This window comes from Pseudomonas sp. RV120224-01b (assembly GCF_003208145.1).
Classification (GTDB): Bacteria; Pseudomonadota; Gammaproteobacteria; order Pseudomonadales; family Pseudomonadaceae; genus Aquipseudomonas; species Aquipseudomonas monteilii.
The window spans coordinates 101,472-127,608 of record NZ_QKMQ01000012.1; the positions used below are offsets into that span (position 1 = coordinate 101,472).

Here is a 26,137-nt window from a genome sequence, read left to right on the forward strand (position 1 = left end):
CCGGCTAACACCGCCGTCCTGGCGCCCTGGCGCAGCATGGTCCGCCTTCGCAACAGGAGCCGGACCATGACCACCCTGCCGCATTTTCACACGCTGGATAACCAGCTTGATGCACTGCTACCCCCCATTCATGGCGTCGAGCACAGCCTTGAGCTGACGCTTGCCCAACTGTTCCCGGGCCTTTCCATCAGTGCGCGCACGCTGTTTTTCGGTACGCATCACCTATTGCAACTGGTGGGTTTCCATCTGTTCGACGGTGGCACTTTTCGTCTGCCTGCGGGTAGCCGCATCAGTCATGTCGACTACCCGGCGCTTAGCCTACCTGCCGATTTCAGCAGCCGTATCGGCAGTTTCTGCCAAACCATTCGCCAGCAACTGCACGCGCGCCTGGCAGCGTACTGGCTGGAGCGCAACAGCAAAGGGCTGACGCGCACCGTCAGCCTGGCAGCGCTGTTCCGCGACCAACTGGATGCGGAAATTCGTTTGCGCAGTACCGATCAGACCCTGCCTGCAGCGCATACCCAACTGCTCAGGACGTGCCTGGAACTGCCACAACCTTGGCAGCGACGGCACTTGCCAGTCACCGCGCGCCCTCAGGTTTATCGCCTGCTGCTTACCAGTACTGCACCCAACTGGCGCAGCCATGTGCCGGGTTTTCTGGTGATTACCGAGCAGGGGGCTGAAGGACATACGCTTGAGCACCATGAACCGGTTGGCCGAGCACTATTGTGCAGTATCGCTCACGGCATCGAAGCCTTCGACAACCTGAGCGATCTCCACAAGGAGGTATGCGAGCGTCTGGAAGATCCGCAGCAGAGCGAGCACCTGCTCAAACTCATGATTGCCCCTGCTGACCAGCAAAGCGCGCGTTGCGCGGCGCGTTTACGTTATGACTGGTATACCGAGGACGTGGCCGACTACCTGGCCTCGACCGTGCGTGACGCCCAGGCCAGGCACTTGAGCCATGCCTGGCAACTTGCATGGAAGCAAGGCAAGCAGCGTGATATCGAGCAGCTGGACAACGCGCTTGCCCCTGCACTCGACATACGCAGCGCCGTCGGTAGCCGCGGCCCACTGGCCAACCGCTACGGCCTGCTGCTGGAAAAGCACCTGCCCAATTGGCTGCGCAACACATCGCAGCAAGGTGTCGCTCACATCATGCAGGCCATGCAAGAACAGGTTATGGCCATCGAAGCAGCCAGCGCCCCTGGCATTCTGACGTTGGAACAGTTCAGCCAGCAGCATTCACTGCTGCACTGGGTGAACTTGCGCCTGCGCGAGTATCTGCAACGTGACCCGGGTCTGGACTGCGATCCGCGTGATATCACCATCAGCGTCACCCTTGCCCGCCAGGTTGGGCCGACCGTGAACCCTCTCCCACTGGGCAGTACGGTGGGCTACATTCCGGTGGTCAGCCGACAACAGGTGGGCGCTACCGTCGAACTGGTGAAGCACACCTACCGGTTCGACGAACTGGCGTTGCTGAACATCAGCTGGTTCGATGTGGACTACTGGCTGACTGCCCGGGTCTATCTTCACGGTGATCAACCACTGCCAGCGCTCACCCCACTGCGGGTCAAGCAGATCGTACGGCGCCTGAATGCCGGCAGTGGTTACAAGGCTTACCTGCGCACGCAACTGCTCGACTCGCCTGAAGGCCGCTGGCGCGAGGCAGCCTATGCACAGATCTACCGCGCCCGGCTGAATGCCGAAGCGGTGAAAGCGCGCTATGTCGGCCATTTTCTCGCAGACACTTTCGCGCAGGGGTATGGCTGGGCCAGCACGGTCATCAACAACCCCGACAGCCATGCACGCCCACATTACAACGAGCAACAGGTGATCGTTCAGCAACTGCTCGTGCACGGCGATACCTTGATGGGCGTTTTGCTGCTCGTCTCGCCAGAGAACTCGAATCGAATTGTCGTTCATTGCCCTGACGTCCCGGACAGGCGCTATTGGCGTGAGTACCGCAACATCAAAGCGTTGATCCGGGCCCTTCGCGGTGACCTGATGCTGCAGGACTACCTGGTCCAGCGCCTGCCGCAGGCCAGCAGCAAAAAGCTCAAGGCACGGTTGCTCAAGGGGCGGGTAAGTGGCGCATCCATAACACGGCAAACCATCACTGGCGACCTGTATCAGGCACTCTACCGGGCCGAGGTCAGAAACCTGATCGCGCACACCGACTCCGTCACCCGCAGCAATCAGGAGCTGCTGGGGGAGTTCTCGGTCAATGTGCTGCGGCTGGTGCTGGATGTTGTCACCTTCGTACTGCCGCAACGGGCTTTGGTCGCCTTGGCATTTGGCCGTATGGCGATTTCCATATGGGATGGTTTCGAAGCGTTCGACCAAGACGACCATGCGGGCGCCTTGCACCATGCCGTGGCTGCTCTCGGCCATGCCACCGCCGGGCTGAACGATATGGCAGGTTCCAGCTTGATGCGCCGTGCTTTGCGGGGGCTGCCCAAACCGCCGCCGATACCCCTACCTAAACACTACGAAACCGCGCCGGACCTTGCCAGGTTGCGCTACCGGATCGACTCGGTACATGGTGAGGCCGTCTATGAACAACTGTCGGCCAGCCCCGGGCTGACCCAGTACTTCGTGCGGGATAACCTGGGCCGCTACTTCAATGTCAGTTTTGACGGCACCCGTTGGCGAGCCACCGATCCCGACCAGCCTTATGCGTACCTGAAACTGCCGATCAAGCGCAGTCAGGATGGCAACTGGGTAGTGGACTCTCCCATACGCTGGCATGACGGTTTGCCAGACATCACGCAACTGCTCGAACAGTGCCGGCTGGCAACACCGCTCAAGGGCACTGTAGCGATTGAAGACGAACACCTGTTCAACCACGACAGCACACAGTACCTGCAACTGCATAACCATCAGTTGCCAGTACGCCGCCACCTGCTGCCTGGCCACTATCACCTGGTGTTGCCCGCGAGCTTGTCTGGCGTAGTGCCTGCCTGGGCGGTGCTGCGCCACCAGGAGGGTGAATGGCGCATCCGGGTTCGCCAGGCCGGCCGCGGCAGCGACTGGCTGGCGTTACCCTCAAGCTATTCGGCCAGCCTGGGCAGTAGCCGGTCCAGCCGCTGATGCAAAGCGCTGCCACTCGGCCAGTTGCGTAACAGCCGCGCCCGGTCCCGGGCATAGGCCGGGGCGAAGCTGAGCTGGGTGGCGTGCTGGCACATGGCGTCAAGGTCGATCAGCGACCACTGGCCGTTGTCCCAGAACAGGTTATGGCCCTTGAAGTCGCCATGGCTGATGCGTTCGCGGATCAGCTGCTGCATCACATGCACCAGGGCATCCACCTGTTCCTCGGGTGCCTCGCCGCTCTCCACGTAGGGCGCGAAGCAGGCCGTCAGGTCCGGGCCATCGACATACTCGGTGACCAGGTAGGCGCGGCTGCGCAGGCCCATCACCCGCTGTTCCAGCACCGCCAGCGGCTTGGGTGTGGCGATGTCGAGAAATTCCAGGCGGTGGCCTTCGATCCACGAATGCCAGGCACGGCTCGGGCGCCAGAAGCGCTTGAACCAGTGCGCGGTGTTCTTGATGTTGTAGCGCTTGAGCACCAGCTGGCGGCCATTGATCTCGATCCGCGCCACGCTTGCAGCGCCTCCGGTCTTGTACAGGTGGCCCTGGTCGATCAACGCATCGGCCTGCGCCAGCACAGGTTGCATGGCATCGACCTCGCTGCGGCGAATCGCCTGCAAGCCCGACAGGGTGCGCTCGACGCTGAACAGGCTGCACTCGCGGCCGGCCTTTTCCAGGTAATCCTTCTGGCGCCAGTTGCGCACCTTGTCCACCTGCTTCTGCAAGGCCTCCATCGGCAGTGCATGTTCGGCATTGGCCAGCAGGTAATGCACCAGCAGTTCTTCGATGAACGGCTCCAGGCGCTTGGGCAGCTGGGCGAAGAACACGCCGAGGTTTTCCAGCACGCGTGGGCGCGACAGTTGCTGGCCAGGCGTTTCGGCCTTGATGCCAGCACCATCGATCAGGTACAGCTTGCCGCCATGGCGCAGCAGGTTGTCCAGGTGCAGGTCTTCCTGCCACAGGCCCTGAGCGTGCATGTGCGCGACAGCCGTTAGCGCTTCGCCCAGCACCAGGTGTTGCTCGTCGGCCAACACCGGCAGGTTTTCCACCGCAGCCCAGGCATCGGCGAGGCTTTCGGCGCCGTCGAGGAATTCGAACAGCAGCCAGCCGCCCTCGCCTTCCTTGAGGCCGTCAGCCAGCAGCTTCGGCGTGGTCAGCCCCTGTTCGGCCAGCAGCTTCACGCCTTGCAGCTCACGCTGGAAATGCCGGGCGGCGCTACCGCCTACCAGCAACTTGGCCAGCACCGGGGTGCCGCGCCAGACGCCAGCGCCCACATAGCGCTGGCCCGGCAGCACGCGCAGCAGGCTGAGCAGTTGCAGGTCGGCGCTGCCGGCGGCATCAGCCAGGGTGATACTCAGGGGTAACGACGGGCTACGCCCGGCGTCCTTCAGTTCAGACAAACGCATCAGCGGGCCTCTTTTTCACGACGGCGTTGCGTCAGGCGTTGCAGCCAGGTATCGACCAGTGTGCTGTCAGCCGGCTGCGCCAGGTAGGTCGCCAGCATCGTGCGCACATCGGCCTCGCCCCAGGCCCGGGCGCGGCGCAGCAGCGGCTCCAGGTCCTTGAGGCGGTCGCGCATGCCGAACAGCAAAGGCCGGGTCTTTTCCAGGTCGATCAGTTGCGCGTCCCAGCCATCACGGCGTTGGCGCAGGAAGATGTGCTTGGGGTAGAAGCAGCCGTGCACCTGGCCGGCGCTGTGCAGGGTGCGCGCCAGCTGACCGCAGGCCTGCAGGATACCGGTGCGTTCGCCGTCACCTAGCTGCGGCCACTGGGCCAGCAGGCTGTCGAGGTCGGCCCACTCGTCCAGGGCACGGGTCATCAGGATGGCCCGGTGCTTGCCGCCTTGCTTGCGCTCGCCATAGAACACCGCCTGCAAGGCCGGGATGTGCAGCTTCTGGTAGCGGCTGATGTTGCGAAATTCTCGCGCGAAGGTCGGCTCGCCGAACGGTCGGTGCAGGGTGCGGGTCAGGTAGTCGCTCTGGCGCTTGAGGTAGTAGCCCTTGCCTTCGAGCTCCAGGCGGAACACGCTGCTCCAGCCGCCACGGCCCGTGTTGGGTTCGTCCACGGCATCCAGTTGTAGCGCCCACAGCGCCTCGAAGTCGTCCAGGCCATGGCGTTTGAGCAGCGCGAGGTCCGCGCTGGCCAGGTAATCGGTCATTCCCTTCCCTCGAAAAAGCCCAGCACCTGGCGAATGCGCTTCTTGTCACGCACATTCAGCCGGTCGCGGCCACGGTATTGCAGGTAGAAGCGCAGACGCTGGGTGGCCGACAGGTGGTATTTGGCCACTTTGTCCAGGCAGGCCAGGTCCTTGATCATCCGGTGCCGCCACATGAAGCCGCGCCAGAAGTCGCCGGTAGGGCAGTCGATGAAGAATAGCGTGCCTTGGTCATCGACCAGCAGGTTGCGCCACTTCAGGTCGTTATGGGCAAAGCGGTGCTCGTGCATCACCCGGGTATGGCGCGCCAGCTGACGGCTGAGGTGATCAACCCAGGCCCGGTCGGCCAAGCGTGCATCGTTGCGTTCAGCCAGCGCCGACAGGTCTTCGGTGCGCGGCAGCTCGCGGGTGATCATCGCCCCACGGCCAAAGGCCAGGCCATTGCGCTCAAGCCCCCACGCCACCACTTCGGCAGTGGGAATACCCCACTTGGCGAACTGCTTGAGGTTCTGCCACTCGGCCTTGATGCGTGGCCGGCCCAGGTAGCGGCGCATGTGCTTGCCGGCCCCGGTGTAGCGTTTGACATAGTAGTTGACCCCGTCACGCTCGATGCGCACCACCTCGCTGAGCGGGTCGCGGGTCAGGCGCTCGCCCTGGAGGGCAAATACCGCATCGAGGCTGCCGAAGTCCGCCGCCAGGTGTTCATAGCCTGGCGCCAGTGTCCAACCCGCCATCAGAGTGCATCCCCATAGCGTTGCTTGCGGTCGTAGAGTTTCTGCGCCTTGCGGTCCAGCCAGGCGAGCAACCGGGCTTCGTCCTTCAGGATTTGCCGCAGCGGGCGCTGGAAGTAACCCCGCAAAAAGCGCAGCTTGTCGCGCTGGGTCAGGCCGATGTCCAGCGCCGAGAAGTACAGCGCGGCCAGGTCCTTGTCGCGCCAGCGGCGGCTGATTTTCGCTCGGGTCTGGGCACGGTGCAGGTCGATAACCGACAGTTTGAAGTCATCCGCCGTCACCGGGCGGTCGGTGTGCAGCAGGAAGTGGCAGATGTAGCAGTCGCGGTGGTTGACCCCGGCGCGGTGCATGCCGCCGGTCATTTTCGCCACTTCGGCGATCAGCGCGCGCTTCAGGCGTGGCGCGGGCGGCTGCTTGACCCAGTCGATGCTGAAATCTTCCAGGCTGATGGTCGGCGCCAGTTCCTCGGTGATGATGAACGAGTGCTGCGCAGCCGGGTTGCTGCCGCGCTCGCCATAGGCCACTGCGGTCATGGTCGGCACGCCCACCTCGTGCAGGCGCTGGATGGCCCGCCATTCCTGGCCGGCACCGAGCACCGGCAGCTTGGCGGTGAACAGGTTCTTGAAGATCTCGCCCCAGCCGATACCGCGGTGGATCTTGACGAAAAACCCTTCGCCCTCCACCTCGGTACGCAGCGTGCGGCGCCCTTCCAGTTCGCGATAGACCTCGCCTTGCAGCGCCTCGACGGCGTCGAAGGCATCTCGCCCGGCCCACAGGCGTTTGAAGGGCTCGGCCACTATCAGCTTCATGCGGTTTTCTGCCCCAGGATCACGTCGGCAGCATGCTGCGGCATGCTGTACAGATCAGCGGTTTCAGCGAACGCCAGGCCGTTGCGCGACCAACTGGCGCGGGCCTGCGAGTCTTCGAGCATGCGTTGCAGGTAGCCATTGAGCTGGTCCTGTTCGAACGGCTCGTCCAGCACCAGGCCGCAGTCGGCCTCGGCAATGTAGTGGGCGTAGCCGCACACCTTGGACACCAGCACCGGCAGGCCGGCCACCAGCGCTTCGAGCAGCACCGTACCGGTGTTCTCGTTGTAGGCCGGGTGAATCAGCACATCGGCACCCAGCAGGAAGCGCGGGATGTCGCTGCGGCCCTTGAGGAACTGCACCTGGTCGCCCAGGCCCAGGGTGGCGCTTTGCAGCTGGAACACCTTGGGGTCGTCCTGGCCGATCACCATCAGCTTCGTGCGTTTGCGCAGGGCCGACGGCAACGCGGCCAGCGCCTTGAGGCTACGGTCCACGCCCTTGGTCTTGAAGCCCGAGCCAATCTGCACCAGCAGCAGGTCGTCATCGCCCAGGTTGAATTCCTTGCGGAACTCGGCGCGGATCTCGGCGGCATTGGCCGGCGCACGGCGGTCCTGGGAAATGCCCGGCGGCAGCAGGTGGAAACGTTCCACCGGGGTGTCATAGTGCTTGATGAACAGCGGCTGCTGCACTTCGGAAATCATCAGCACTTCGGTGTGGGCGTCCTTGGCGAATACCGCTCGCTCGTACTCGGCAAAGTGCCGGTAACGGCCCCAGCGGCGGTACAGGCCGCCACGCAGGGTCTGCGCCTTGTCTTCGAAGCAGCCGTCGGCGGCGTAGTACACGTCCAGCCCTGGCATCTTGTTGAAGCCGATCAGGCGGTCGACCGGGCGCTTGGCCAGGTCGGCGGCCATCCAGGCGCTGAGCTTCTCGTTACGGCGGTGGTTGAAAATCGCCTTCACCGGCGCCACCAGCACTTCAAACCCCGGCGGAATGTCACCTTCCCAGATCAGCGTGTACACACGGATCTGGTGGCCCCGCTTCTGGCATTCCAGGGCAATGCGCATGAAGTCGCGCTGCAGCCCGCCGAAGGGGAAATATTTGTAAAGCACGAAAGCCAGTTGCATCAACGGACATCCTCAGCCAGCAGCAACGCGCTCAAGCGGCCCGCCACATGCTCGGGATTCAGGCGAGTGAAGCACAGTGGCCACTCGCGTTTCAGATCGAACCGGCGCAGGTCATCGGCGCTCGGTTTGTAGGTGCACTTCTTCTGCAGGCAGGGAGCGCAAGGCCAGTCACTGGCCTGGTGAATCTGGGTCCGTCCGTAGGCGCCAGTCAGGCCCGGGTTGGTCGGGCCGAACAGCGAAATGGTGGGTACATCGAGTGCTGCGGCCAGGTGACCAAGGCCGGTATCGACCGCCACGCAGGCTTTTGCCGCTGCCAGTACGCGGGCAACGCCGGCAAGGTTCAATTTGGGGAGTACCTGGCAGTTGTTCAAGCCCTGGGCGATACGCTCGGCGCGCGCCTTCTCGGCCGGGTTGCCCCAAGGCAGACGCACTTCCAGCTTGCGCCGGCCCATGCGCTCGGCCAGTTCGCGCCAATAAGCTTCAGGCCAATGCTTGGTTGCCCAGGTGGTGCCATGCAGGAACACCACATAGGGCGCAGCCGGCGGCAGCTGCAGGCGGTCCAGGTCCAGGCCGTAGTTGCCGATGCCTTCCGGCAGGTCGTAGGCCAGGGCCATGGCGAACAACTGGCGCACCCGCTCCACCGCATGCTGGCCGGTGGCAACCGACAGACGCCGGTCATAGAAGCGGCTGGCCCAGCCTTCGCGGGCCGAGTAGCGGTCCAGGCCGGCGACCGGGGCCTTCACGTAGCGGGTCAGCCAGGCCGACTTCACCAGACCCTGAGCGTCGATCACCAGGTCGTATTTGCGTTCACGCACACGCTGCTTGAACGCCTTCCACTCGCCACTCTTGAGGGTTTGCCAAAGGTTCTTGCGCCAGCGGCGGATGGCCACCGGGATAACCTGGTCGACCGCCGGGTGCCAGCTGGGGATTTCGGCGAAGCCTTCTTCCACCACCCAGTCGAAACGGATGCCCGGGATGGCATGGGCGGCATCGGTAAGCGCCGGCAGGGTGTGAATCACATCACCCAGCGACGAAGTCTTGATGATCAGTACCCGCACTTAGTCGACCTCGGCCACGGTATCGATCAGGTCCGGCCCGCTCAGGCTGTGCAGGGCGGCAATGACTTTGCCCGGCTCCAGCAGGCGCAGGCAGTTGTAGTGGCCGAAACGGCAGGTACGGTCGAAACACGGGCTGCACTCGATGCCGGTGCGCACCACTTCCACCTGGTCGGCCAGCGGCGGGGTGAACCCGGGCGACGTCGAGCCGTATACGGCCACCAGTGGGCGGTTCAGCGCGGCGGCCACGTGCATCAGGCCGGAGTCGTTGGACACCACGGCATGGGCGCAGGACATCAGGTCGATGGCCTCGGCCAGCGAGGTTTCGCCGGCCAGGTTGGACGACTCTTCACGGAAACCCGGGATCAACCGGTCACGGATCTGCTCACCGACCGGGTGGTCTTTCTTCGAGCCGAACAGCCACACCTGCCAGCCCTGACGGATCATCGCGTCGGCCACGGCAGCGTAATGCTCGGACGGCCAGCGCTTGGCCTCACCAAACTCGGCACCAGGGCATAGCGCCAGCACCGGGCGGTCCAGCTCCAGGCCGAACTTGGCCAGCGCGGCTTCGCGGCTTTGCGCTTCGATCTGCAGGCTGGGCCGCGGGTACGGCTGCGGCAGCTCGACACCGGGCGCGTAGGCCAGGGCCATGAAGCGCTCGATCATCAGCGGGTAGCGGGCCTTGTCCAGCTTGCGCACATCGTTCAGCAGTCCAAAGCGCATTTCGCCGCGCCAGCCGGTGCGTTTGGGGATACCGGCGAAGAACGGCACCAGTGCCGACTTCAGCGAGTTGGGCAGCAGGATGGCCTGGTCGTACTGGCCGGCCAGGGACTTGCCGATGCGCCGGCGCGTGGCCAGCTCCAGCGCGCCGTGGCCGAGCGGGAAGCTCAAGGCCTGGCGCACCTCGGGCATGCGTTCCAGGATCGGCCGGCTCCACTCGGGGGCCAACACGTCGATCACGCAGTCGGGGTGCTGCTGTTTCAGGCACTGGAACAGGGTCTGCGCCATCACCATGTCGCCGACCCAGCTGGGGCCAATGATCAGTATTCTCATGCTTAGTCCAGAAACGCTCGGGGAGGCTACAGACTGCGGTACAGCCTGGCCTCCCCTCTTTATATTCAGGCTATGTGGCGGACAGTGTACCACTCAGGCAAGTCCATGGCTGATCACAGCCCCTGTGGGGACGGTGGCCTTCAGGTCAAACCCAGTTCCCCCCAGATCCGCCGCACTTGACGGCGTTCATCGGCAAACTGCGCCGCGTCGATCACCCCGGCCTGCTTCTGCAGGGCCTGGCGGTGCGAGGCCGAGCGGAACGCCTTGTACACTTCACGCAACAGCACCGCGTCACTGGCCGGCATCAAACTCGCCTGTTCCAGCTCTTCCAGAATGCGGATGTTATCGGTCCATCGGAGTATGGCCGGGTGGTCATGGGACCAGGCCAAAGCGGCGTATTGCACCATAAATTCGATATCGACGATACCGCCGGCATCCTGCTTGATATCGAAGGGCACACCGGCCTCGAACGCGTTAGCCGCAGTGCCCGCAGCCGTGGCCTTGGTCCCCAGGTTGTCACGCATCTTGGCGCGCATTTCACTCACTTCGGTGCGCAGTTTTTCCAGGTCGCGGGCCTGGCCCAGTACCTTGGCGCGCACGCCTTCGAACGCGGTGCCGACCTGTTTGCAGCCCACCAGCACGCGAGCTCGCACCAAGGCCTGATGCTCCCAGGTCCAGGCTTCGTTCTGCTGGTAGCGCTCGAAGGCGCCCAGCGAACTCACCAGCAAACCGGAGGCGCCGGACGGGCGCAGGCGCATGTCCACGTCATACAGCTGGCCCGAGTTGGTCTGGGTGGTCAGCAGGTGGATGATGCGCTGGCCCAGCCGGGTGAAGAACTGCGCACTGTCGATGGGCTTGGCACCGTCGGTTTCCTCTTGCGGGTCGCCGTCGTGGATGAACACCAGGTCCAGGTCCGAGCCGTGCCCCAGCTCCAGGCCGCCGACCTTGCCATAACCAATGATGATGAATCCCGGATCGCACAGGCTGCCGTCGCTGCGCTTGGGCTGGCCGTGGCGAGCCACGGTCTGGCGCCAGGCCAGGGCCAGTACCTGGTCGAGGATGGCTTCGGCCAGCCAGGTCAGGTAGTCGCTGACTTTCATCAACGGCAGGTTGCCACTGATTTCCGAGGCGGCCACGCGCAGGCTGTGGGCCAGTTTGAAGTGGCGCAACGCTTCCATCTGCTGCTCCAGGTCATCCTCGGGGATGCGCGTCAGGCGTTCGCGCAACTCGCTGGCCAGCTCTGGAGCCAAGGGCGGGCTGAACAGGCGGCCTTCGTTAAGCAGTTCGTCGAGCAGCAACGGGTACAGCGCAATCTGCTCGGCAATCCACGGGCTGGCGGCGCACAAGGTCAGCAGACGGCGCAGGGCACCCGGGTTTTCGGTCAGCAGCACCAGGTAAGCTGAACGCCGCGCCACGGCTTCGACCAGCGGCAGCACACGCTCCAGCACCAGGTCAGGGTTGTCGTGCTCGACCGCCTGGGCCAGCAAACGTGGAATGAAGGCATCCAGCCGCTCACGGCCAATGCGCTGCATCGACCGCAACTGCGGGCTGGAGCGCAGCCCCGCCAAACGCCGCAAGGCTTCGACAGGCTCCTTGAAGCCAGCCTCTTCCAGCTGCCGGCCAGCGGCTTCTTCATCCTGCGCCTGTTCCCACAGTGGCGACCATTCGCCCCCCACCACCAGTTCGCCTTCACCGTCTTCATCATCCGGGTCGGCGATCACCTCGCGGAAGTGCCAGTCGATACGGCCACGCCAGTAGGTCAACTGGTCGTGGAAGCTCTGCCAGTCGGCAAAACCGAGCATGTAGGCCACCCGCGCCTGGTCGGTCGCGCCCTCTGGCAACATTTGCGTCTGGCGGTCGGCAATGGCCTGGATGGCGTGCTCGGTATAACGCAGGAACTCATACCCCTCGCGCAGCTCGGCGACCACCGCCGGCGGCAGGTAACCCTGGCCTTCGAGGGTGGCCAGCACCTTGAGCAACGGCCGTTGCTGCAAGCTCAGGTCGCGCCCGCCGTGGATCAGCTGGAAGGCCTGGGCGATGAACTCAACCTCGCGGATACCACCGGCCCCCAGCTTGATGTTGTCGGCCATGCCCTTGCGCCGCACTTCCTGCTGGATCAACTGCTTCATGGTGCGCAGCGCTTCGATCGCGGAAAAGTCCAGGTAACGGCGGTACACGAACGGGCGCAGCATCTCCTGCAGTTGCGCGCCGGCAGCCTGGTCGCCGGCCACCACCCGCGCCTTGATCATCGCGTAACGCTCCCAGTCGCGCCCCTGGTCCTGGTAGTACTGCTCCAGGGCATTGAAGCTGAGCACCAGTGCGCCGGCCGAGCCATAGGGGCGCAGGCGCATGTCGACGCGGAACACGAAGCCGTCGACGGTCACCGGGTCCAGCGCCTTGATCAGCCGCTGGCCCAGGCGGGTGAAGAACTCCTGGTTTTCCAGCGAGCGCTTCACCCCTTCGGTTTCGCCGCCTTCGGGGAAGCCGAAGATCAGGTCGATGTCCGACGACAGGTTCAGCTCCACCGCCCCCAGTTTGCCCATGCCCAGCACCACCATGTGCTGCGGCTGGCCGCTGCGGTTGCCGATGGGCGTGCCGAACTGCTGGCAATGGCGCGGGTACAGCCATTGGTAGGCTTCGTCGATGGCGGCATCGGCCAGGTCCGACAGGTCGCGGCACGTCTCGCTCAGTTCGGCCTGGCGGGTGATGTCGCGCCAGATAATGCGCAACTGCTGGCGGTTGCGCTCGCGGCGCAGGTTGCGCGCCAGCTCGTCGTCGCTTTGCGCCGCCTGGGCGGCCGCAGCGATGTGCCCGCGCAGCTCACTCGGTGCATAACGGCGCTCCAGCTCGCCACTGGTCAGCAGGCCGAACAGCATAGCCGGCTCGCGCTGGGCCAGGCCCAGGACAAAATCGCTGGACGCGGCCACCTGGTCGAATTGCTGCCGGTGCAGCGGGCTCCAGGCATTCAGGTCGAGCTCAGGGTGAGCCGCTAGCGCATCGCTGAGAAATTGCTGGTTGCGAGCGACCAGTGGCTGAAGGATGGCGGGCAGATCGGACGGCAAAGGCAGGCGCATGGTCTATCCTTGATCGGCGTGAAATAGAGGGGAAAAAGCGGCCAAGGGGAAGCCGGACCACGGTTGGACTGTCGTACAAAAGTTGGAAATAGCTGAAAAAAACGAAAACTTGGCAACAATCATCAAGAACCACCCGTTCGCGACACAATGCCAACCAACATGAACGTTTTTCCTCACAAGCCAAGGTGCGACCAAACGTCGCACAAATGTAGTTTTACTACTACTCGTGTCGTGTAAAAGCATGAAATGCGAAAGCAAATGTAGTAAAACTACAACGCGCCGGAAGACACCCCGGTAATCCAAGAATTCACGACGTCTGCCCATAAGGCCAGTCGCAACTTCAGGCAATCGATTCTGGTTGCCTTTCCGCCCTGGAGCAAGCCATGCAAGACCTCGATCCAATCGAAACCCAGGAATGGCTGGATGCCCTGGAGTCGGTCCTCGACAAAGAAGGCGAAGACCGCGCTCATTACCTGATGACCCGTATGGGCGAGCTGGCCACCCGTAGTGGCTCCCAGCTGCCGTATGCGATCACCACGCCATACCGCAACACCATCCCTGTCACCCACGAAGCACGCATGCCTGGCGACCTGTTCATGGAACGCCGCATTCGCTCGATGGTGCGTTGGAACGCCCTGGCCATGGTCATGCGCACCAACCTGAAAGACTCGGACCTGGGCGGACACATCTCCAGCTTCGCCTCCAGTGCCACCCTGTACGACATCGGCTTCAACTACTTCTTCCAGGCCCCGACCGAAGAACACGGCGGCGACCTGATCTTCTTCCAGGGCCACGCCTCCCCAGGCATCTACGCCCGCGCCTTCATGGAAGGCCGCATCAACGAAGACCAGATGAACAACTTCCGTCAGGAAGTGGACGGCAACGGCCTGTCTTCGTACCCGCACCCATGGCTGATGCCTGACTTCTGGCAGTTCCCGACCGTATCGATGGGTCTGGGCCCGATCCAGGCCATCTACCAGGCACGCTTCATGAAATACCTGGAAGCGCGCGGTTACATCCCGGCCGGCAAGCAGAAAGTCTGGTGCTTCATGGGCGACGGCGAGTGTGACGAGCCGGAATCCCTGGGCGCAATCGCCCTGGCCGGCCGCGAGAAGCTGGACAACCTGATCTTCGTCATCAACTGCAACCTGCAGCGCCTCGACGGCCCGGTTCGCGGCAACGGCAAGATCATCCAGGAACTCGAAGGCGTGTTCCGTGGCGGTGGCTGGAACGTCAACAAGGTTGTCTGGGGCCGCTTCTGGGACCCACTGTTCGCCAAGGACACCGACGGTGCCCTGCAGCGCCGCATGGACGAAGTCATCGACGGCGAATACCAGAACTACAAAGCCAAAGATGGCGCGTACGTTCGTGAAAACTTCTTCAACACCCCAGAGCTCAAGGCCATGGTCGAAGACCTGTCCGACGACGAGATCTGGAAGCTCAACCGTGGCGGCCACGACCCGTACAAGGTCTACGCGGCGTACCACCAGGCGGTCAACCACAAAGACCAGCCTACCGTCATTCTGGCCAAGACCATCAAGGGTTACGGTACCGGTGCCGGCGAAGCCAAGAACACCGCGCACAACACCAAGAAGGTCGACGTCGACAGCCTGCGTCACTTCCGTGACCGCTTCGACATCCCGGTCAAGGATGCCGACCTCGAAAACCTGCCGTTCTTCAAGCCGGAAGAAGGTTCTGCCGAAGCCAAGTACCTGGCCGAGCGCCGTGCTGCCCTGGGCGGTTTCGTGCCACAGCGCCGTGCCAAGAGCTTCAGCGTACCGACCCCGCCACTGGAAACGCTGAAAGCGATCCTGGACGGCTCGGGCGACCGCGAAATCTCCACCACCATGGCCTTCGTGCGCATTCTGGCGCAGCTGGTCAAGGACAAGGAAATCGGCCAGCGCATCGTCCCGATCATCCCGGACGAAGCCCGTACCTTCGGTATGGAAGGCATGTTCCGCCAGCTGGGCATCTACTCGTCGGTCGGCCAGCTCTACGAGCCAGTCGACAAAGACCAGGTGATGTTCTACCGCGAAGACAAGAAGGGCCAGATCCTCGAGGAAGGCATCAACGAAGCCGGCGCCATGTCGTCGTTCATCGCTGCCGGTACCTCGTACAGCTGCCACAACCAGCCGATGCTGCCGTTCTACATCTTCTACTCGATGTTCGGCTTCCAGCGCATTGGCGACCTGGCCTGGGCCGCTGGCGACAGCCGCACCCGCGGCTTCCTGATCGGCGGTACCGCCGGCCGTACCACCCTGAACGGTGAAGGCCTGCAGCACGAAGACGGTCACAGCCACATGATGGCGGGCACCATCCCGAACTGCCGCACCTACGATCCAACCTACGGCTACGAGCTGGCGGTGATCATCCAGGACGGCATGAAGAAGATGACCGAAGAGCAACAGGACATCTTCTACTACATCACCGTGATGAACGAATCCTACCAGCAGCCAGCCATGCCGGCCGGTGTCGAGGAAGGCATCATCAAGGGCATGTACCTGCTGGAAGAAGACACCCGCGAAGCCGCGCACCACGTACAGCTGATGGGCTCCGGCACCATCCTGCGCGAAGTCCGCGAAGCCGCGAAGATCCTGCGTGAAGAGTTCAACGTCGGTGCCGACGTGTGGAGCGTCACCAGCTTCAACGAACTGCGCCGCGACGGCCTGGCCGTAGAACGCGCCAACCGCCTGAAGCCTGGCCAGAAGCCACAGCAGACCTATGTCGAGCAGTGCCTGAACGGTCGCAAAGGCCCGGTCATCGCCTCTACCGACTACATGAAGCTGTTCGCCGAACAGATTCGCCAGTGGGTGCCGAGCAAAGAGTTCAAGGTCCTGGGTACCGACGGTTACGGTCGCAGCGACAGCCGCAAGAAGCTGCGTCACTTCTTCGAAGTCGACCGCCACTTCGTGGTGCTGGCTGCCCTGGAAGCCCTGGCTGACCGTGGCGAGATCGAACCCAAGGTTGTTGCAGACGCTATCGTCAAGTTCGGTATCGACCCGGACAAGCGCAACCCACTGGACTGCTGAGGAGTATTTTTAAGTGAGCGAACTCATTCGCGTACCTGACATCGGCAGCGGTGAAGGTGAAATCATCGAGCTGTTCGTCAAGGTCGGTGACCGTATCGAGGCTGACCAGAGCCTGCTGACCCTGGAGTCTGACAAGGCCTCCATGGAAATCCCGGCCCCCAAGGCCGGCGTCATCAAGGAACTGAAGGTCAAGCTGGGCGACCGCCTGAAAGAAGGCGACGAGCTGCTGGTTCTGGAAGCCGAGGGCGCCGCTGCTGCGGCCCCTGAGGCTCCGGCCGCTGCAGCTGCGGCCCCGGCTGCTGCCCCAGCGCCTGCAGCCGAAGCTGCCCCTGCGCCAGCCGCAGCCCCGGCTGCCGCCAGCGTGCAGGACATCCACGTGCCGGACATCGGCTCGTCGGGCAAGGCCAAGATCATCGAAGTGCTGGTCAAAGTCGGCGACACCGTCGAAGCCGACCAGTCGCTGATTACCCTGGAGTCCGACAAGGCCTCCATGGAAATCCCGTCGCCAGCTGCTGGCGTGGTCGAAGAAGTGCTGTGCAAGCTGGAAGACGAAGTCGGCACTGGCGACCTGATCTTCAAGCTGAAGGTCGCTGGCGCAGCCCCGGCTGCCGCTCCGGCCCCTGCTGCTGCCCCGGCGCCAGCCAAGGCTGAGGCTGCTCCGGCAGCCGCACCTGCCGCTGCTGCCCCGGCTGCTGCCCCGGCACCGGCTGCTACCGCACCGGCCGCAGGCAGCAACGCCAAGGTTCACGCAGGCCCAGCCGTTCGTCAGCTGGCCCGTGAATTTGGTGTCGACCTGGGCGCTGTTGCCGCCACCGGTCCGCACGGCCGCATTCTGAAAGAAGACGTGCAGGTTTACGTCAAAGCGATGATGCAGAAGGCCAAGGAAGCTCCGGCAGCAGCCGGTGCAACCGGCGGCGCCGGCATCCCGCCGATCCCTGCCGTGGACTTCAGCAAGTTCGGTGAAGTGGAAGAAGTGGCCCTGACCCGCCTGATGCAGGTCGGTGCTGCCAACCTGCATCGCAGCTGGCTGAACGTGCCGCACGTGACCCAGTTCGACTCCGCCGACATCACCGAGCTGGAAGCCTTCCGCGTTGCGCAGAAGGCCGTGGCCGAGAAGGCTGGCGTGAAGCTGACCGTGCTGCCACTGCTGCTCAAGGCCTGTGCTTTCCTGCTCAAGGAACTGCCAGACTTCAACAGCTCGCTGGCGCCAAGCGGCAAGGCCATCATCCGCAAGAAGTACGTGCACATCGGCTTCGCCGTGGACACCCCGGACGGCCTGCTGGTCCCTGTGATCAAGAACGTCGACCAGAAGAGCCTGCTGCAACTGGCTGCCGAAGCGGCTGCGCTGGCCGAAAAAGCCCGCACCAAGAAGCTGTCGGCCGACGAGATGCAAGGCGCCTGCTTCACCATCTCCAGCCTCGGCCACATTGGCGGCACCGGCTTCACGCCGATCGTCAACGCGCCGGAAGTGGCTATCCTGGGCGTCTCCAAGGCGACCATGCAGCCAGTGTGGGATGGCAAGGCCTTCCAGCCTAAGCTGATGCTGCCACTGTCGCTGTCCTACGATCACCGTGTGATCAACGGCGCAGCCGCCGCGCGCTTCACCAAGCGCCTGGGCGACGTGCTGGGCGATATCCGCACCATGCTGCTGTAAGGCAGCCCGCTGCCCCTCCTTGCGAGGGGCAGTACCCTTTTCGAGCTGCCACGCTCGTACCTCAACCCCGTCGATTGGCGGGGCTTTTTTTTGTCCGCCGGTAGAGTTTCAGCGCCTGGGCGGCGCTCGGTTTCCCAGGCGCCAAAATTCTCAAGGTGAACTAACATTTCCGGCCCAACAGCCGATAACCCGTACACAGCATCACGCATGGCCGCTTGCCAGCCCTCGGGACATGATGCAACCTTGCCGAATCTGCCGCCGCCGCAAGGCCGCGTTCCCTCTTCAAGCGAGTCTTCGATGAAAAGCCAACCCGATGCCGCCAGCCGTGTGGCGGCCGAGGTCGTCACGCCGTTACCCGTGCCCTCGCGGCTCGGCATGCTGCGTTTCGAACGGCTCAACGAAGCCACCTGGGCCATGCTCTACCTGGACCCGGCCTGCGAGCGCCAGTTCGGCCTGCACGCCGGCGACCTGTGTGCCTTGGTAGACGCACCCTACGCCAGCCTGATGGAACCCGAAGTTCGCTACCGGCTGCACGACGAGGTCCAACTGCAACTGGCCCAGCGCGGGTACTACCGCGTGCGCTACACCCTGCACACGCCCAGCGCCTCGCTGCGCCTGCTGGAGGTGGGTGAAGCCTACAAGCAGCATAACCGCCAGCTGTTGCGCGGCTACCTGAGCGTGCTCGATGACCAGCAGGACGATACCGGCGAAGCCGACCCCAGCGACCTTGAGTCACGCAACAACCGCCTGCAGCTGGCCCTGCAACTGAACCAGCGCGCCCAGCAAGAGCAGCTGGAACACCTGGAGCGCGTGCGCGGCCAGCAGGACCTGATCCTGCGCCTGGCTCGCCAGCGCTACAGTGCCGGTAACTCGCTGCTGGAAGCTGCCCAGCTGATTACCCGCAGCGCCTGCGAAATCTACAAGGTCGACAGCGCCAGCATCTGGCACCTGGACGACCAGCGCCTGGAACCGATCACCGCCTGGTACCGCGATGCACAAGAGCATCGCCAGCCCGAAGCCATCGATGCCAGCCGCTTCCCCGACTACCTCGACGCGCTGCATGCCAGCCGCGCCATCGACGCCCACAACGCCGGCCACGACCCGCGCACCCGCGCCCTGGCGCAAAGCCTGCGCCCGGAAAACAAGGCCATGCTCGACGCCAGTATCCGTGTCGATGGCCAGGTAGTCGGCGTGCTGTGCCTGGAGCAGACCGGCCAGCCACGGGCCTGGCAGTCGGACGAGATTGCCTTTGCAGGTGAGCTGGCCGACCAGTTCGCCCAGGTCATCACCAACCACAACCGGCGCACTGCGGCCAGCGCATTGCACCTGTTCCAGCGTGCCGTCGAGCAAAGCGCCAGCGCCTTTTTGCTGGTGAACTGCGATGGCCGGGTGGAGTACGTCAACCCGAGTTTCACCGCCATCACCCAATACAGCACCGAAGAAGTGCAAGGCCGCCACCTGGGTGAGCTGCCGGCATTGGAGAACCTCAGCGAATTGCTGTTCGACTCGCCGTCGAGCCTGGCCATGGGCAACAGCTGGCAAGGCGAGTTCAAGAGCCGGCGCAAGAACCTGGAGCCCTACTGGGGCCAATTGTCGATTTCCAAGGTGTACGGCGATAACCGTGAGCTGACCCACTACATCGGCATCTACGAAGACGTCACCCAGACCAAGCTGGCCCAGCAGCGCATCGAAAGACTGGCCTACACCGATAACCTGACCAACCTGGGCAACCGCCCGGCGTTCATCCGCAGCCTGGACGAGTGCTTTGCCCGCGATGGCGAAAGCGCGATGTGCCTGCTGCTGGTGGACATCGACAACTTCAAGCGCATCAACGACAGCCTTGGCCACCAGACCGGCGACAAGCTGCTGATCAGCCTGGCCCGCCGCCTGCGCAACAGCTTGCACACCGGCGGTATCCTGGCGCGCTTTGCCAGTAACGAGTTCGCGGTATTGCTTGACGACACCAGCCTGGAAGATGGCCAGGGCGTTGCTCAACAATTGCTGCGCACCCTCGACAAGCCGATGTTCGTCGACAACCAGTTGATCAACGTCACGGCCTCGGTGGGCCTGGCCTACGCACCGCTGCACGGCGCTGACCCGGCCAGCCTGATGAAGAACGCCGGCCTGGCGTTGCACAAGGCCAAGGCCAACGGCAAGCATCAGGTGCAGGTGTTTACCGAAGTGCTCAATGCCGAAGCCAGCTACAAGCTGTTCGTCGAGAACAACCTGCGCCGTGCCCTTACCCAGAACGAGCTGGAAGTCTTCTACCAGCCCAAGATCTGCCTGCGCAGCGGTCGCCTGCTGGGGCTGGAAGCGCTGTTGCGCTGGAACCACCCCGAGCGCGGCATGATCCGCCCGGACCAGTTCATCAGCGTGGCAGAAGAAACCGGCCTGATCATTCCCATTGGCAAATGGGTGATACGCCAGTCATGCAGCATGAGCCAGCAACTGCGCGAGGCCGGCCTGGGCAACCTGCACGTAGCGATCAACCTCTCGCCCAAGCAGTTTTCCGACCCCGACCTGGTAGCCTCTATCAGCACCATCCTCAAGGAAGAAGCCCTGCCCCCGCACCTGCTGGAGCTGGAACTGACCGAAGGCCTGCTGCTGGAAGCCTCCGAAGATACCCACCGCCAGCTGGACGAGTTGAAAGCCCTGGGCCTGACCCTGGCCATGGACGACTTCGGCACCGGTTACTCGTCGCTGAGCTACCTGAAGAAGTTTCCGATCGACATTCTCAAGATCGACCGCAGCTTCATCAATGAGATCCCCGACAACCAGGACGACATGGAAATTACCTCGGCGGTGGTGGCCATGGCGCATAACCTCAAGTTGAAGGTGGTGGCTGAAGGGATCGAGACGCCGGAGCAGCTGGCGTTTCTGCGCCGGCACCGTTGCGACGTGGGCCAGGGTTACCTGTTCGACCGGCCGATTCCGGGGCGGGAGCTGGCTGAGCGACTGAAACGCTATCCGCGTGGCCCGGTGGCCTGACAGCAGCTCAAACCTCGGGCACTATAGAGACCATTCGGGCCCTATCGCCGGCAAGCCAGCTCCCACAGGGACCGCACAGATTTCCAGACCTGTGGTATCCCTGTGGGAGCTGGCTTGCCGGCGATGGCCCCACCACCTATCCAACTGAATAAACACAGAGGAACGGCCATGGTCCTGCGTTCGGAAATCCTGGTGAACAAAAACGTCATGCCAACTGCGGAACAGGCGCTGCCTGGCCGCGAAACGCCAATGACCCTGCCCGAGTTCCACTACGTGTTCGAAGGCACCCCGCTGCTCGGCCCGTTCTTTGAAGGCGCCATCGACTTTGCCATCTTCGGCCTGGGTTGCTTCTGGGGCGCCGAGCGCCGCTTCTGGCAGCGCGAGGGCGTGGTCAGCACCGTGGTCGGCTACGCCGGCGGCTTCACCCCAAACCCTACCTACGAAGAAGTCTGCTCGGGCCTGACCGGCCACACCGAGGTGGTGCTGGTGGTGTTCGACAAGGACAAAGTCAGCTACCGCGAGCTGCTGGCCATGTTCTGGGAGCTGCACAACCCCACTCAGGGCATGCGCCAGGGCAACGACGTCGGCACCCAGTACCGCTCGGCCATCTACTGCACCAGCCCGGAACAGCTGGAACAGGCCAAGGCCAGCCGCGACGCCTTCCAGGCCGAACTGAGCAAGGCCGCCTTTGGTGAAATCACCACTGAAATCGACCAGGCGCCGACCGTGTACTTTGCCGAGGCCTACCACCAGCAGTACCTGGCCAAGAACCCGGACGGCTACTGCGGCATCGGCGGCACCGGTGTATGCCTGCCACCCAGCCTGCAGGGCAATTGAAGCATGAGCACGATGACCCTGTTCCACTCGCCGTTGTCGCCTTTCGTGCGCAAGGTCATGGTGGTGTTGCATGAGACCGGCCAGCTTGAGCGGGTGCAACTGCAGCCGGTGAACATCAGCCCGGTAAGCGGCGACCCGCAGCTCAACCAGGACAACCCGATCGGCAAGATCCCGGCCCTGCGCCTGGAAGACGGCACCGTGCTGCATGACAGCCGGGTGATCTGCGAGTACCTCGACCTGCAACACGTCGGCCTGCCGCTGTTGCCGCGAGAGGGCTCGGCGCGCTGGCGGCGCATGACGCTGGTGTCGCAGGCCGATGCGATCATGGATGCGGCGGTGTCGTCGCGCTATGAAAGCTTCCTGCGGCCCGAAGACAAACGCTGGGATGGCTGGTTGCAGGCGCAGGGCGACAAGATCCGCCGTAGCCTGGCCAACCTGGAGCAGGAGCATTTGCCCGAGCTGATGTCCGGGTTCGACCTGGCGGCAATTGGCGTGGCTTGTGCGCTGGGGTATCTGGATTTGCGTCAGCCGGAGTTTGGCTGGCGTGAGCGCCAGCCTGGGTTGGCGGCGTGGTATGCCGAGGTGGCCAAGCGACCGTCGATGGTCGCTACCTCTCCAGTGGCCTGACAGGGCCTCTTCGCGGGCACGCCCGCTCCCACAGGGTATGGCGCCAATTTCAAGATGTGCGCCGTACCTGTGGGAGCGGGCATGCCCGCGAAGGCCTCACCTAGGTACAACAGGAAACAGCTGCCCGACCCTCTGGGCCAACCACCGCCCAATCTCTCTGTCCTCCCTCATGCCGCCCTCCCCACCCGCGCCCAGTCCAGCCGCCGGGTCAGCACCATGAACACCCCCAGCAAGCCAAAGCACAGCAGCGAGCCCATCAGCAGCGCATAATCCTCGGCGCTCAGCAGCCCGTAGAGCAGCGCATACAACGCCGCCAACCCCGCCGCAAAGCCAACCCCTCGCGCCAGGCTGCGCAGCACATGGCTGAGGTAAAAGCCGATCAGCAGCACGCACGCCGAGGCCGACAACCCATACGCCAGGCCGAACCCGATGTGCTCGGACAACGACAGCAACAACAGGTAAAAGAACGCCAGTGCCACCCCCACCAGGATGTACTGCACCGGGTGTACGCTCAGGTTTTTCAGCACTTCGAACAGGAAGAAGCCGGCAAAGGTCAGCGCAATGAACAACAGCGCGTATTTAATCGCCCGTTCGCTTTTCAGGTACTGGTCCACCGGGTCGACAAAGCTCACGCCGAAGCTGCGTTCACTGAAGTCGGCGCACTGCCCGGCAATGGCGCATTGGCGCAGGGCGTCTTCAAGGTTGGTGGCAAAGAACGAAGTCTGCCAATGGGCGCTGAAGCCCTGGGCATCGATGTCGCGGCGGTTGGGCAGGTAGCTGCCGACGAAGCTTGGATGCGGCCAGTTGGCGCGCATGTCCACGCTGCTGGTGCGGCCCACGGGCACGATGTGCAACTGGCCAGTGCCTTGCAGCGCCAGATCGAAGCCGTAGCTGAATTCCCGCGCCTGCAGGCCGTCCAACGCTGGCAGGCTGGCATGCACGCCGCCGCGCATCCAGTCGAGCCGGGTACCGGCCTCGAACGGCACCTTTTGCTCATCCATGCTCAGTTCCAGGCCGTTCTCGATGCCGCGGATATCGCTGATGCCCACCACCAGGAACGGCTTGTCGAAGCGGTAATCGTCGAAGTCCTTGTCGATGCCCCAGCGCTCCGGGAGCTTGAAACGGCCGCTGATGCGGCCTTTGGCGTGGAACAGGCGGGCCTGGTAGATACCTCGGGCACGCAGTTCGGTGTCCACACCCAGGTCGGCGTCAAAGGTTTCCGGCAGGAAGTACAGGTGGCCGGCAACAGTGCTGGTTTCCTGAGTACGCTCGCCATCCTTTTCGATCCAGCGGCGCTGGTACTTGCGGTACGGCACCACCAGCAGCGGGCCGCTGAGCTGCTGGTCGAAGCTGGCACTTTGCGCGATGTCGCGCAGTACGTCGTCGCGCAGGGCCTGACGCTCATCGATCAGGCCGTTGATCAGCAGCAACGGGATGAGCAGCAGCACTATGAGCACGGCGATCATGCCGAGTTTGTAACCGAGGGTCTTGGTCATGGGGCCTCCTGTGGCAGTGGGCGCAGTGTCTGCGCCTTGCGTGGAGGCTTCAGGGAGGTTGTGTGGAGATCGTGTGTACTTTCAAGGGCCTCATCGCCGGCAAGCCAGCTCCTACAGGCCTCCACAGCTTTCAAGCCTGGCGCTGTACCTGTGGCAGCTGGCTTGCCGGCGATAGGCTGCAAAGCAGCCCCGGCTATCTCAGCTGATACGCCGCACCGGCAGCCACAACCTCACCCGCACCCCACCATCGACGTTATCCACCGCCAACGCCCCACCATGCAGCTGCATCACTTCAGCCACAAAGTTCAGCCCCAGCCCGGTGCTCTTGCGCCCACTTCCTGGCCGCGGCAGCGAGTAGAACCGCTCGCTGACCCGCCCGATGGCATACGCCGGTATCGCCTGCCCTTGGTTGAACAGGCTCAACGCCACCCGCTCGCCATCACGTTCAAGATCGAACAGCAGCGCCCCCCCTTCGGGGGTGAAGTCCAGCGCGTTATCCAGCAGGTTGGCCAGCGCCTGGCGCATCAGGAACGGATCACACAGCAAACGCAACCCGGCAGGCACCCGCTGACGCACGTGCAGACTGGCCCCGTCGATGCGCGCCGCATGGGCCAACAACAACTCGTCCACCAGCGCCGCCAGTGCCACCTGCTGCTCGTCTTCCAGCGCCTGCATCTGCTCGACCCGGGCCAGGTTGAGCAGGCGCTCGACCATCTGCTGCAAGCGTTCGCTCTCACGCTCGATATTGCCGGCAAACCGCGCGCGCTGGTCGGCCGGCATCTCGTCCTGCAACAGCTCGGACGCCCCGCGAATGGCCGCCAGCGGGCTTTTCAGCTCGTGGGTCAGGGTATGCACGTAACGCTCGACATAGGCCTTGCCCTCCAGCTGCGTGCGCATGCGTTCCACGGCCTGGGCCAAATGCGCCAGCTCGCCGCCCTTGTAATGGGGTAACGCAGCACGCTCGCCTTCGCTCACAGCCTGCGCATAACGAGCCAGCCGACGCAACGAGCGCGACAACCACCACGACAACGCTGCACCGATCAGCAGGCCAAGCCCGATCAGTCCGAGGCCCAGGGTAAGCAAACGCTGTTCGGAGCGGTCGATGTACGGTTGCAGCGAGCTGTTGGGCTTGGCCACGGTGACCACGCCGATGACCTTGCTCTCATCCACGATCGGTGCAGCCACATGCATCACTGAGGTGCTTTCATCGCTCGGGTCGCTGCGGGTCGAGCGGGCGCCGTACTCGCCACGCAGGGTCTTCAGCACGTCATTCCACTGCGAATAGTCCTTGCCCAGGGCCTCGCCGGTGGAATCCAGTAGCACGATACCCTTGGCATCGGTGACATAGATGCGGTGGCTGACCTGGGTTTTGGCCAGGCCCCAGATTTGCGCGCCTGGGCTACGCGTGCCATAGGCCTTGAGCACTTCGGGCAGATGGCTTTGGTTCAGGGTACCGGCCTTGACGTCATCACGCAGGATCTCGGCCAGCAGGTTGGCGGTGTCTACCAGTGTTTCTTCAGACGACTGGCGCACCACCGGACGAATCTGTTCGCGCACGGTATTGAGCAAAAAGTAGCCCGCCAACCCGACGAACAGGAAGTACACCAGGAAAATCCGGATGCCCAGGCGCATCAGGCATGGTCCGGGCTGTAGCTGTAGCCGAGGCCGCGGTGGGTCTGGATCGGCTCGGCGTCGCCCGCTACCTGGCGCAGTTTCGCGCGCAGGCTCTTGATATGGCTGTCGATGGTGCGCTCGTAGCCCACATCGGAGGCCACGCCCAAGGCGTCGAGCAACTGTTCGCGGCTGAACACCCGCTGCGGTTGTTCCAGCAGGGATTGCAGCAGACGGAACTCGTGGCGGGTCAGGGTGAGTGGCTGGCCACGGTACGTGATCTGCATGCGCAGGGTGTCGAGCTGGAACAGCGAAGTATCGGTGGCAGGCTCGGCCCGGGGCGCCATGCGCTTGAGGATCGCGCGTACCCGTGCGGCCACTTCGCGCGGGCTGAAGGGTTTGACCACGTAGTCGTCGGCACCGATTTCCAGGCCTACCACCCGGTCGATCTCACCGTCGCGGGCACTGAGGAACATCACCGGCACCTCGGTGAAACGGCGCAACTGGCGGCAGGTTTCGAAGCCACTGATGTCGGGCAGGCCGATGTCGAGGATGATCAGGTCGGCCGGGCGCTGGCGTTGCTGGTCGAGGGCGGCGCTGCCCAAGGTCACCCATTCGGTGCTATGGCCGTCTGCCTGAAGGGCATAGACCAAGGTGTCGGCGATGGCGGCTTCGTCTTCGACGATGAGGATATGGGGCATCGAGCTACAAGCCTCAAGCTGCAAGCTTCAAGTAAAAGCGGATCAGGTGAACTTACACTGATCTGTTCTCACTTGCAGCTTGCAGCTAAGGGCTTGCAGCTGC

At 63.6% G+C, this 26,137-nt stretch carries 17 protein-coding genes; 6 read left to right on the forward strand and 11 right to left on the reverse strand.

Features of this window, described 5'->3' with window-relative positions; all coding sequences use genetic code 11:
* Positions 1-66: 66 nt before the first annotated feature.
* Positions 67-3,096, forward strand: a complete 3,030-nt coding sequence (locus N436_RS18795) for a dermonecrotic toxin domain-containing protein (protein WP_110741703.1) — start codon at positions 67-69, stop codon at positions 3,094-3,096.
* On the opposite strand, the gene N436_RS18800 is transcribed toward N436_RS18795, so the two are convergent.
* From N436_RS18800 to glnE, 8 genes are all read right to left on the reverse strand, one after another.
* A complete protein-coding gene (locus N436_RS18800; protein WP_110741704.1) occupies positions 3,057-4,499 on the reverse strand; it encodes a lipopolysaccharide kinase InaA family protein in 1,443 nt (480 codons plus the stop codon). The genes N436_RS18795 and N436_RS18800 overlap by 40 nt on opposite strands.
* The gene (locus N436_RS18805) at positions 4,499-5,251 is read right to left on the reverse strand and encodes a lipopolysaccharide kinase InaA family protein (RefSeq protein ID WP_105947320.1); all 753 of its coding nucleotides are present in this window, start codon (positions 5,249-5,251) and stop codon (positions 4,499-4,501) included. Before N436_RS18805 ends, N436_RS18800 begins: the two co-directional genes overlap by 1 nt.
* Positions 5,248-5,982, reverse strand: a complete 735-nt coding sequence (locus N436_RS18810; protein ID WP_016714545.1) for a lipopolysaccharide kinase InaA family protein — start codon at positions 5,980-5,982, stop codon at positions 5,248-5,250. Before N436_RS18810 ends, N436_RS18805 begins: the two co-directional genes overlap by 4 nt.
* Positions 5,982-6,788, reverse strand: coding sequence for a lipopolysaccharide core heptose(I) kinase RfaP (gene rfaP, locus N436_RS18815; protein ID WP_105947321.1), 807 nt, complete (start codon positions 6,786-6,788; stop codon positions 5,982-5,984). Before rfaP ends, N436_RS18810 begins: the two co-directional genes overlap by 1 nt.
* Positions 6,785-7,909: a glycosyltransferase family 4 protein gene (locus N436_RS18820; protein ID WP_110741705.1), complete on the reverse strand. Its 1,125-nt coding sequence runs from the start codon at positions 7,907-7,909 to the stop codon at positions 6,785-6,787. Before N436_RS18820 ends, rfaP begins: the two co-directional genes overlap by 4 nt.
* Complete coding sequence (gene waaC, locus N436_RS18825; RefSeq protein ID WP_105947323.1) at positions 7,909-8,967, reverse strand: lipopolysaccharide heptosyltransferase I; 1,059 nt, start codon at positions 8,965-8,967, stop codon at positions 7,909-7,911. Before waaC ends, N436_RS18820 begins: the two co-directional genes overlap by 1 nt.
* On the reverse strand, positions 8,968-10,017 hold the full coding sequence (gene waaF / locus N436_RS18830) for a lipopolysaccharide heptosyltransferase II (protein ID WP_110741706.1): 1,050 nt from the start codon (positions 10,015-10,017) through the stop codon (positions 8,968-8,970).
* A 140-nt stretch (positions 10,018-10,157) separates the two neighbouring features.
* On the reverse strand, positions 10,158-13,091 hold the full coding sequence (glnE, locus tag N436_RS18835) for a bifunctional [glutamate--ammonia ligase]-adenylyl-L-tyrosine phosphorylase/[glutamate--ammonia-ligase] adenylyltransferase (RefSeq protein WP_110741707.1): 2,934 nt from the start codon (positions 13,089-13,091) through the stop codon (positions 10,158-10,160).
* A gap of 383 nt (positions 13,092-13,474) precedes the next feature.
* Between glnE and aceE the strand changes: the two genes are divergently transcribed.
* From aceE to N436_RS18860, 5 genes are all read left to right on the forward strand, one after another.
* Positions 13,475-16,120, forward strand: coding sequence for a pyruvate dehydrogenase (acetyl-transferring), homodimeric type (aceE, locus tag N436_RS18840; protein WP_060499119.1), 2,646 nt, complete (start codon positions 13,475-13,477; stop codon positions 16,118-16,120).
* A gap of 13 nt (positions 16,121-16,133) precedes the next feature.
* The gene (aceF, locus tag N436_RS18845) at positions 16,134-17,774 is read left to right on the forward strand and encodes a dihydrolipoyllysine-residue acetyltransferase (protein ID WP_110741708.1); all 1,641 of its coding nucleotides are present in this window, start codon (positions 16,134-16,136) and stop codon (positions 17,772-17,774) included.
* A 297-nt stretch (positions 17,775-18,071) separates the two neighbouring features.
* Complete coding sequence (locus tag N436_RS18850) at positions 18,072-20,762, forward strand: bifunctional diguanylate cyclase/phosphodiesterase (protein ID WP_110741709.1); 2,691 nt, start codon at positions 18,072-18,074, stop codon at positions 20,760-20,762.
* A 168-nt stretch (positions 20,763-20,930) separates the two neighbouring features.
* Positions 20,931-21,599 (forward strand): peptide-methionine (S)-S-oxide reductase MsrA, encoded by a 669-nt coding sequence (gene msrA, locus N436_RS18855; RefSeq protein ID WP_110741710.1) that lies wholly within the window; start codon positions 20,931-20,933, stop codon positions 21,597-21,599.
* 3 nt (positions 21,600-21,602) lie between these two features.
* Entirely contained in the window at positions 21,603-22,226 is a 624-nt protein-coding gene (locus tag N436_RS18860; RefSeq protein ID WP_027615926.1) for a glutathione S-transferase, read from the forward strand.
* A 167-nt stretch (positions 22,227-22,393) separates the two neighbouring features.
* Here the strand turns inward: N436_RS18860 and creD are convergent, their stop codons facing one another.
* From creD to creB, 3 genes are all read right to left on the reverse strand, one after another.
* A complete protein-coding gene (creD, locus tag N436_RS18870; protein WP_110741711.1) occupies positions 22,394-23,722 on the reverse strand; it encodes a cell envelope integrity protein CreD in 1,329 nt (442 codons plus the stop codon).
* A gap of 198 nt (positions 23,723-23,920) precedes the next feature.
* Positions 23,921-25,354, reverse strand: coding sequence for a two-component system sensor histidine kinase CreC (gene creC, locus N436_RS18875; RefSeq protein ID WP_110741712.1), 1,434 nt, complete (start codon positions 25,352-25,354; stop codon positions 23,921-23,923).
* The gene (gene creB, locus N436_RS18880; RefSeq protein WP_105947331.1) at positions 25,354-26,034 is read right to left on the reverse strand and encodes a two-component system response regulator CreB; all 681 of its coding nucleotides are present in this window, start codon (positions 26,032-26,034) and stop codon (positions 25,354-25,356) included. The genes creC and creB overlap by 1 nt, the downstream gene beginning before the upstream one ends.
* Positions 26,035-26,137: the final 103 nt, after the last annotated feature.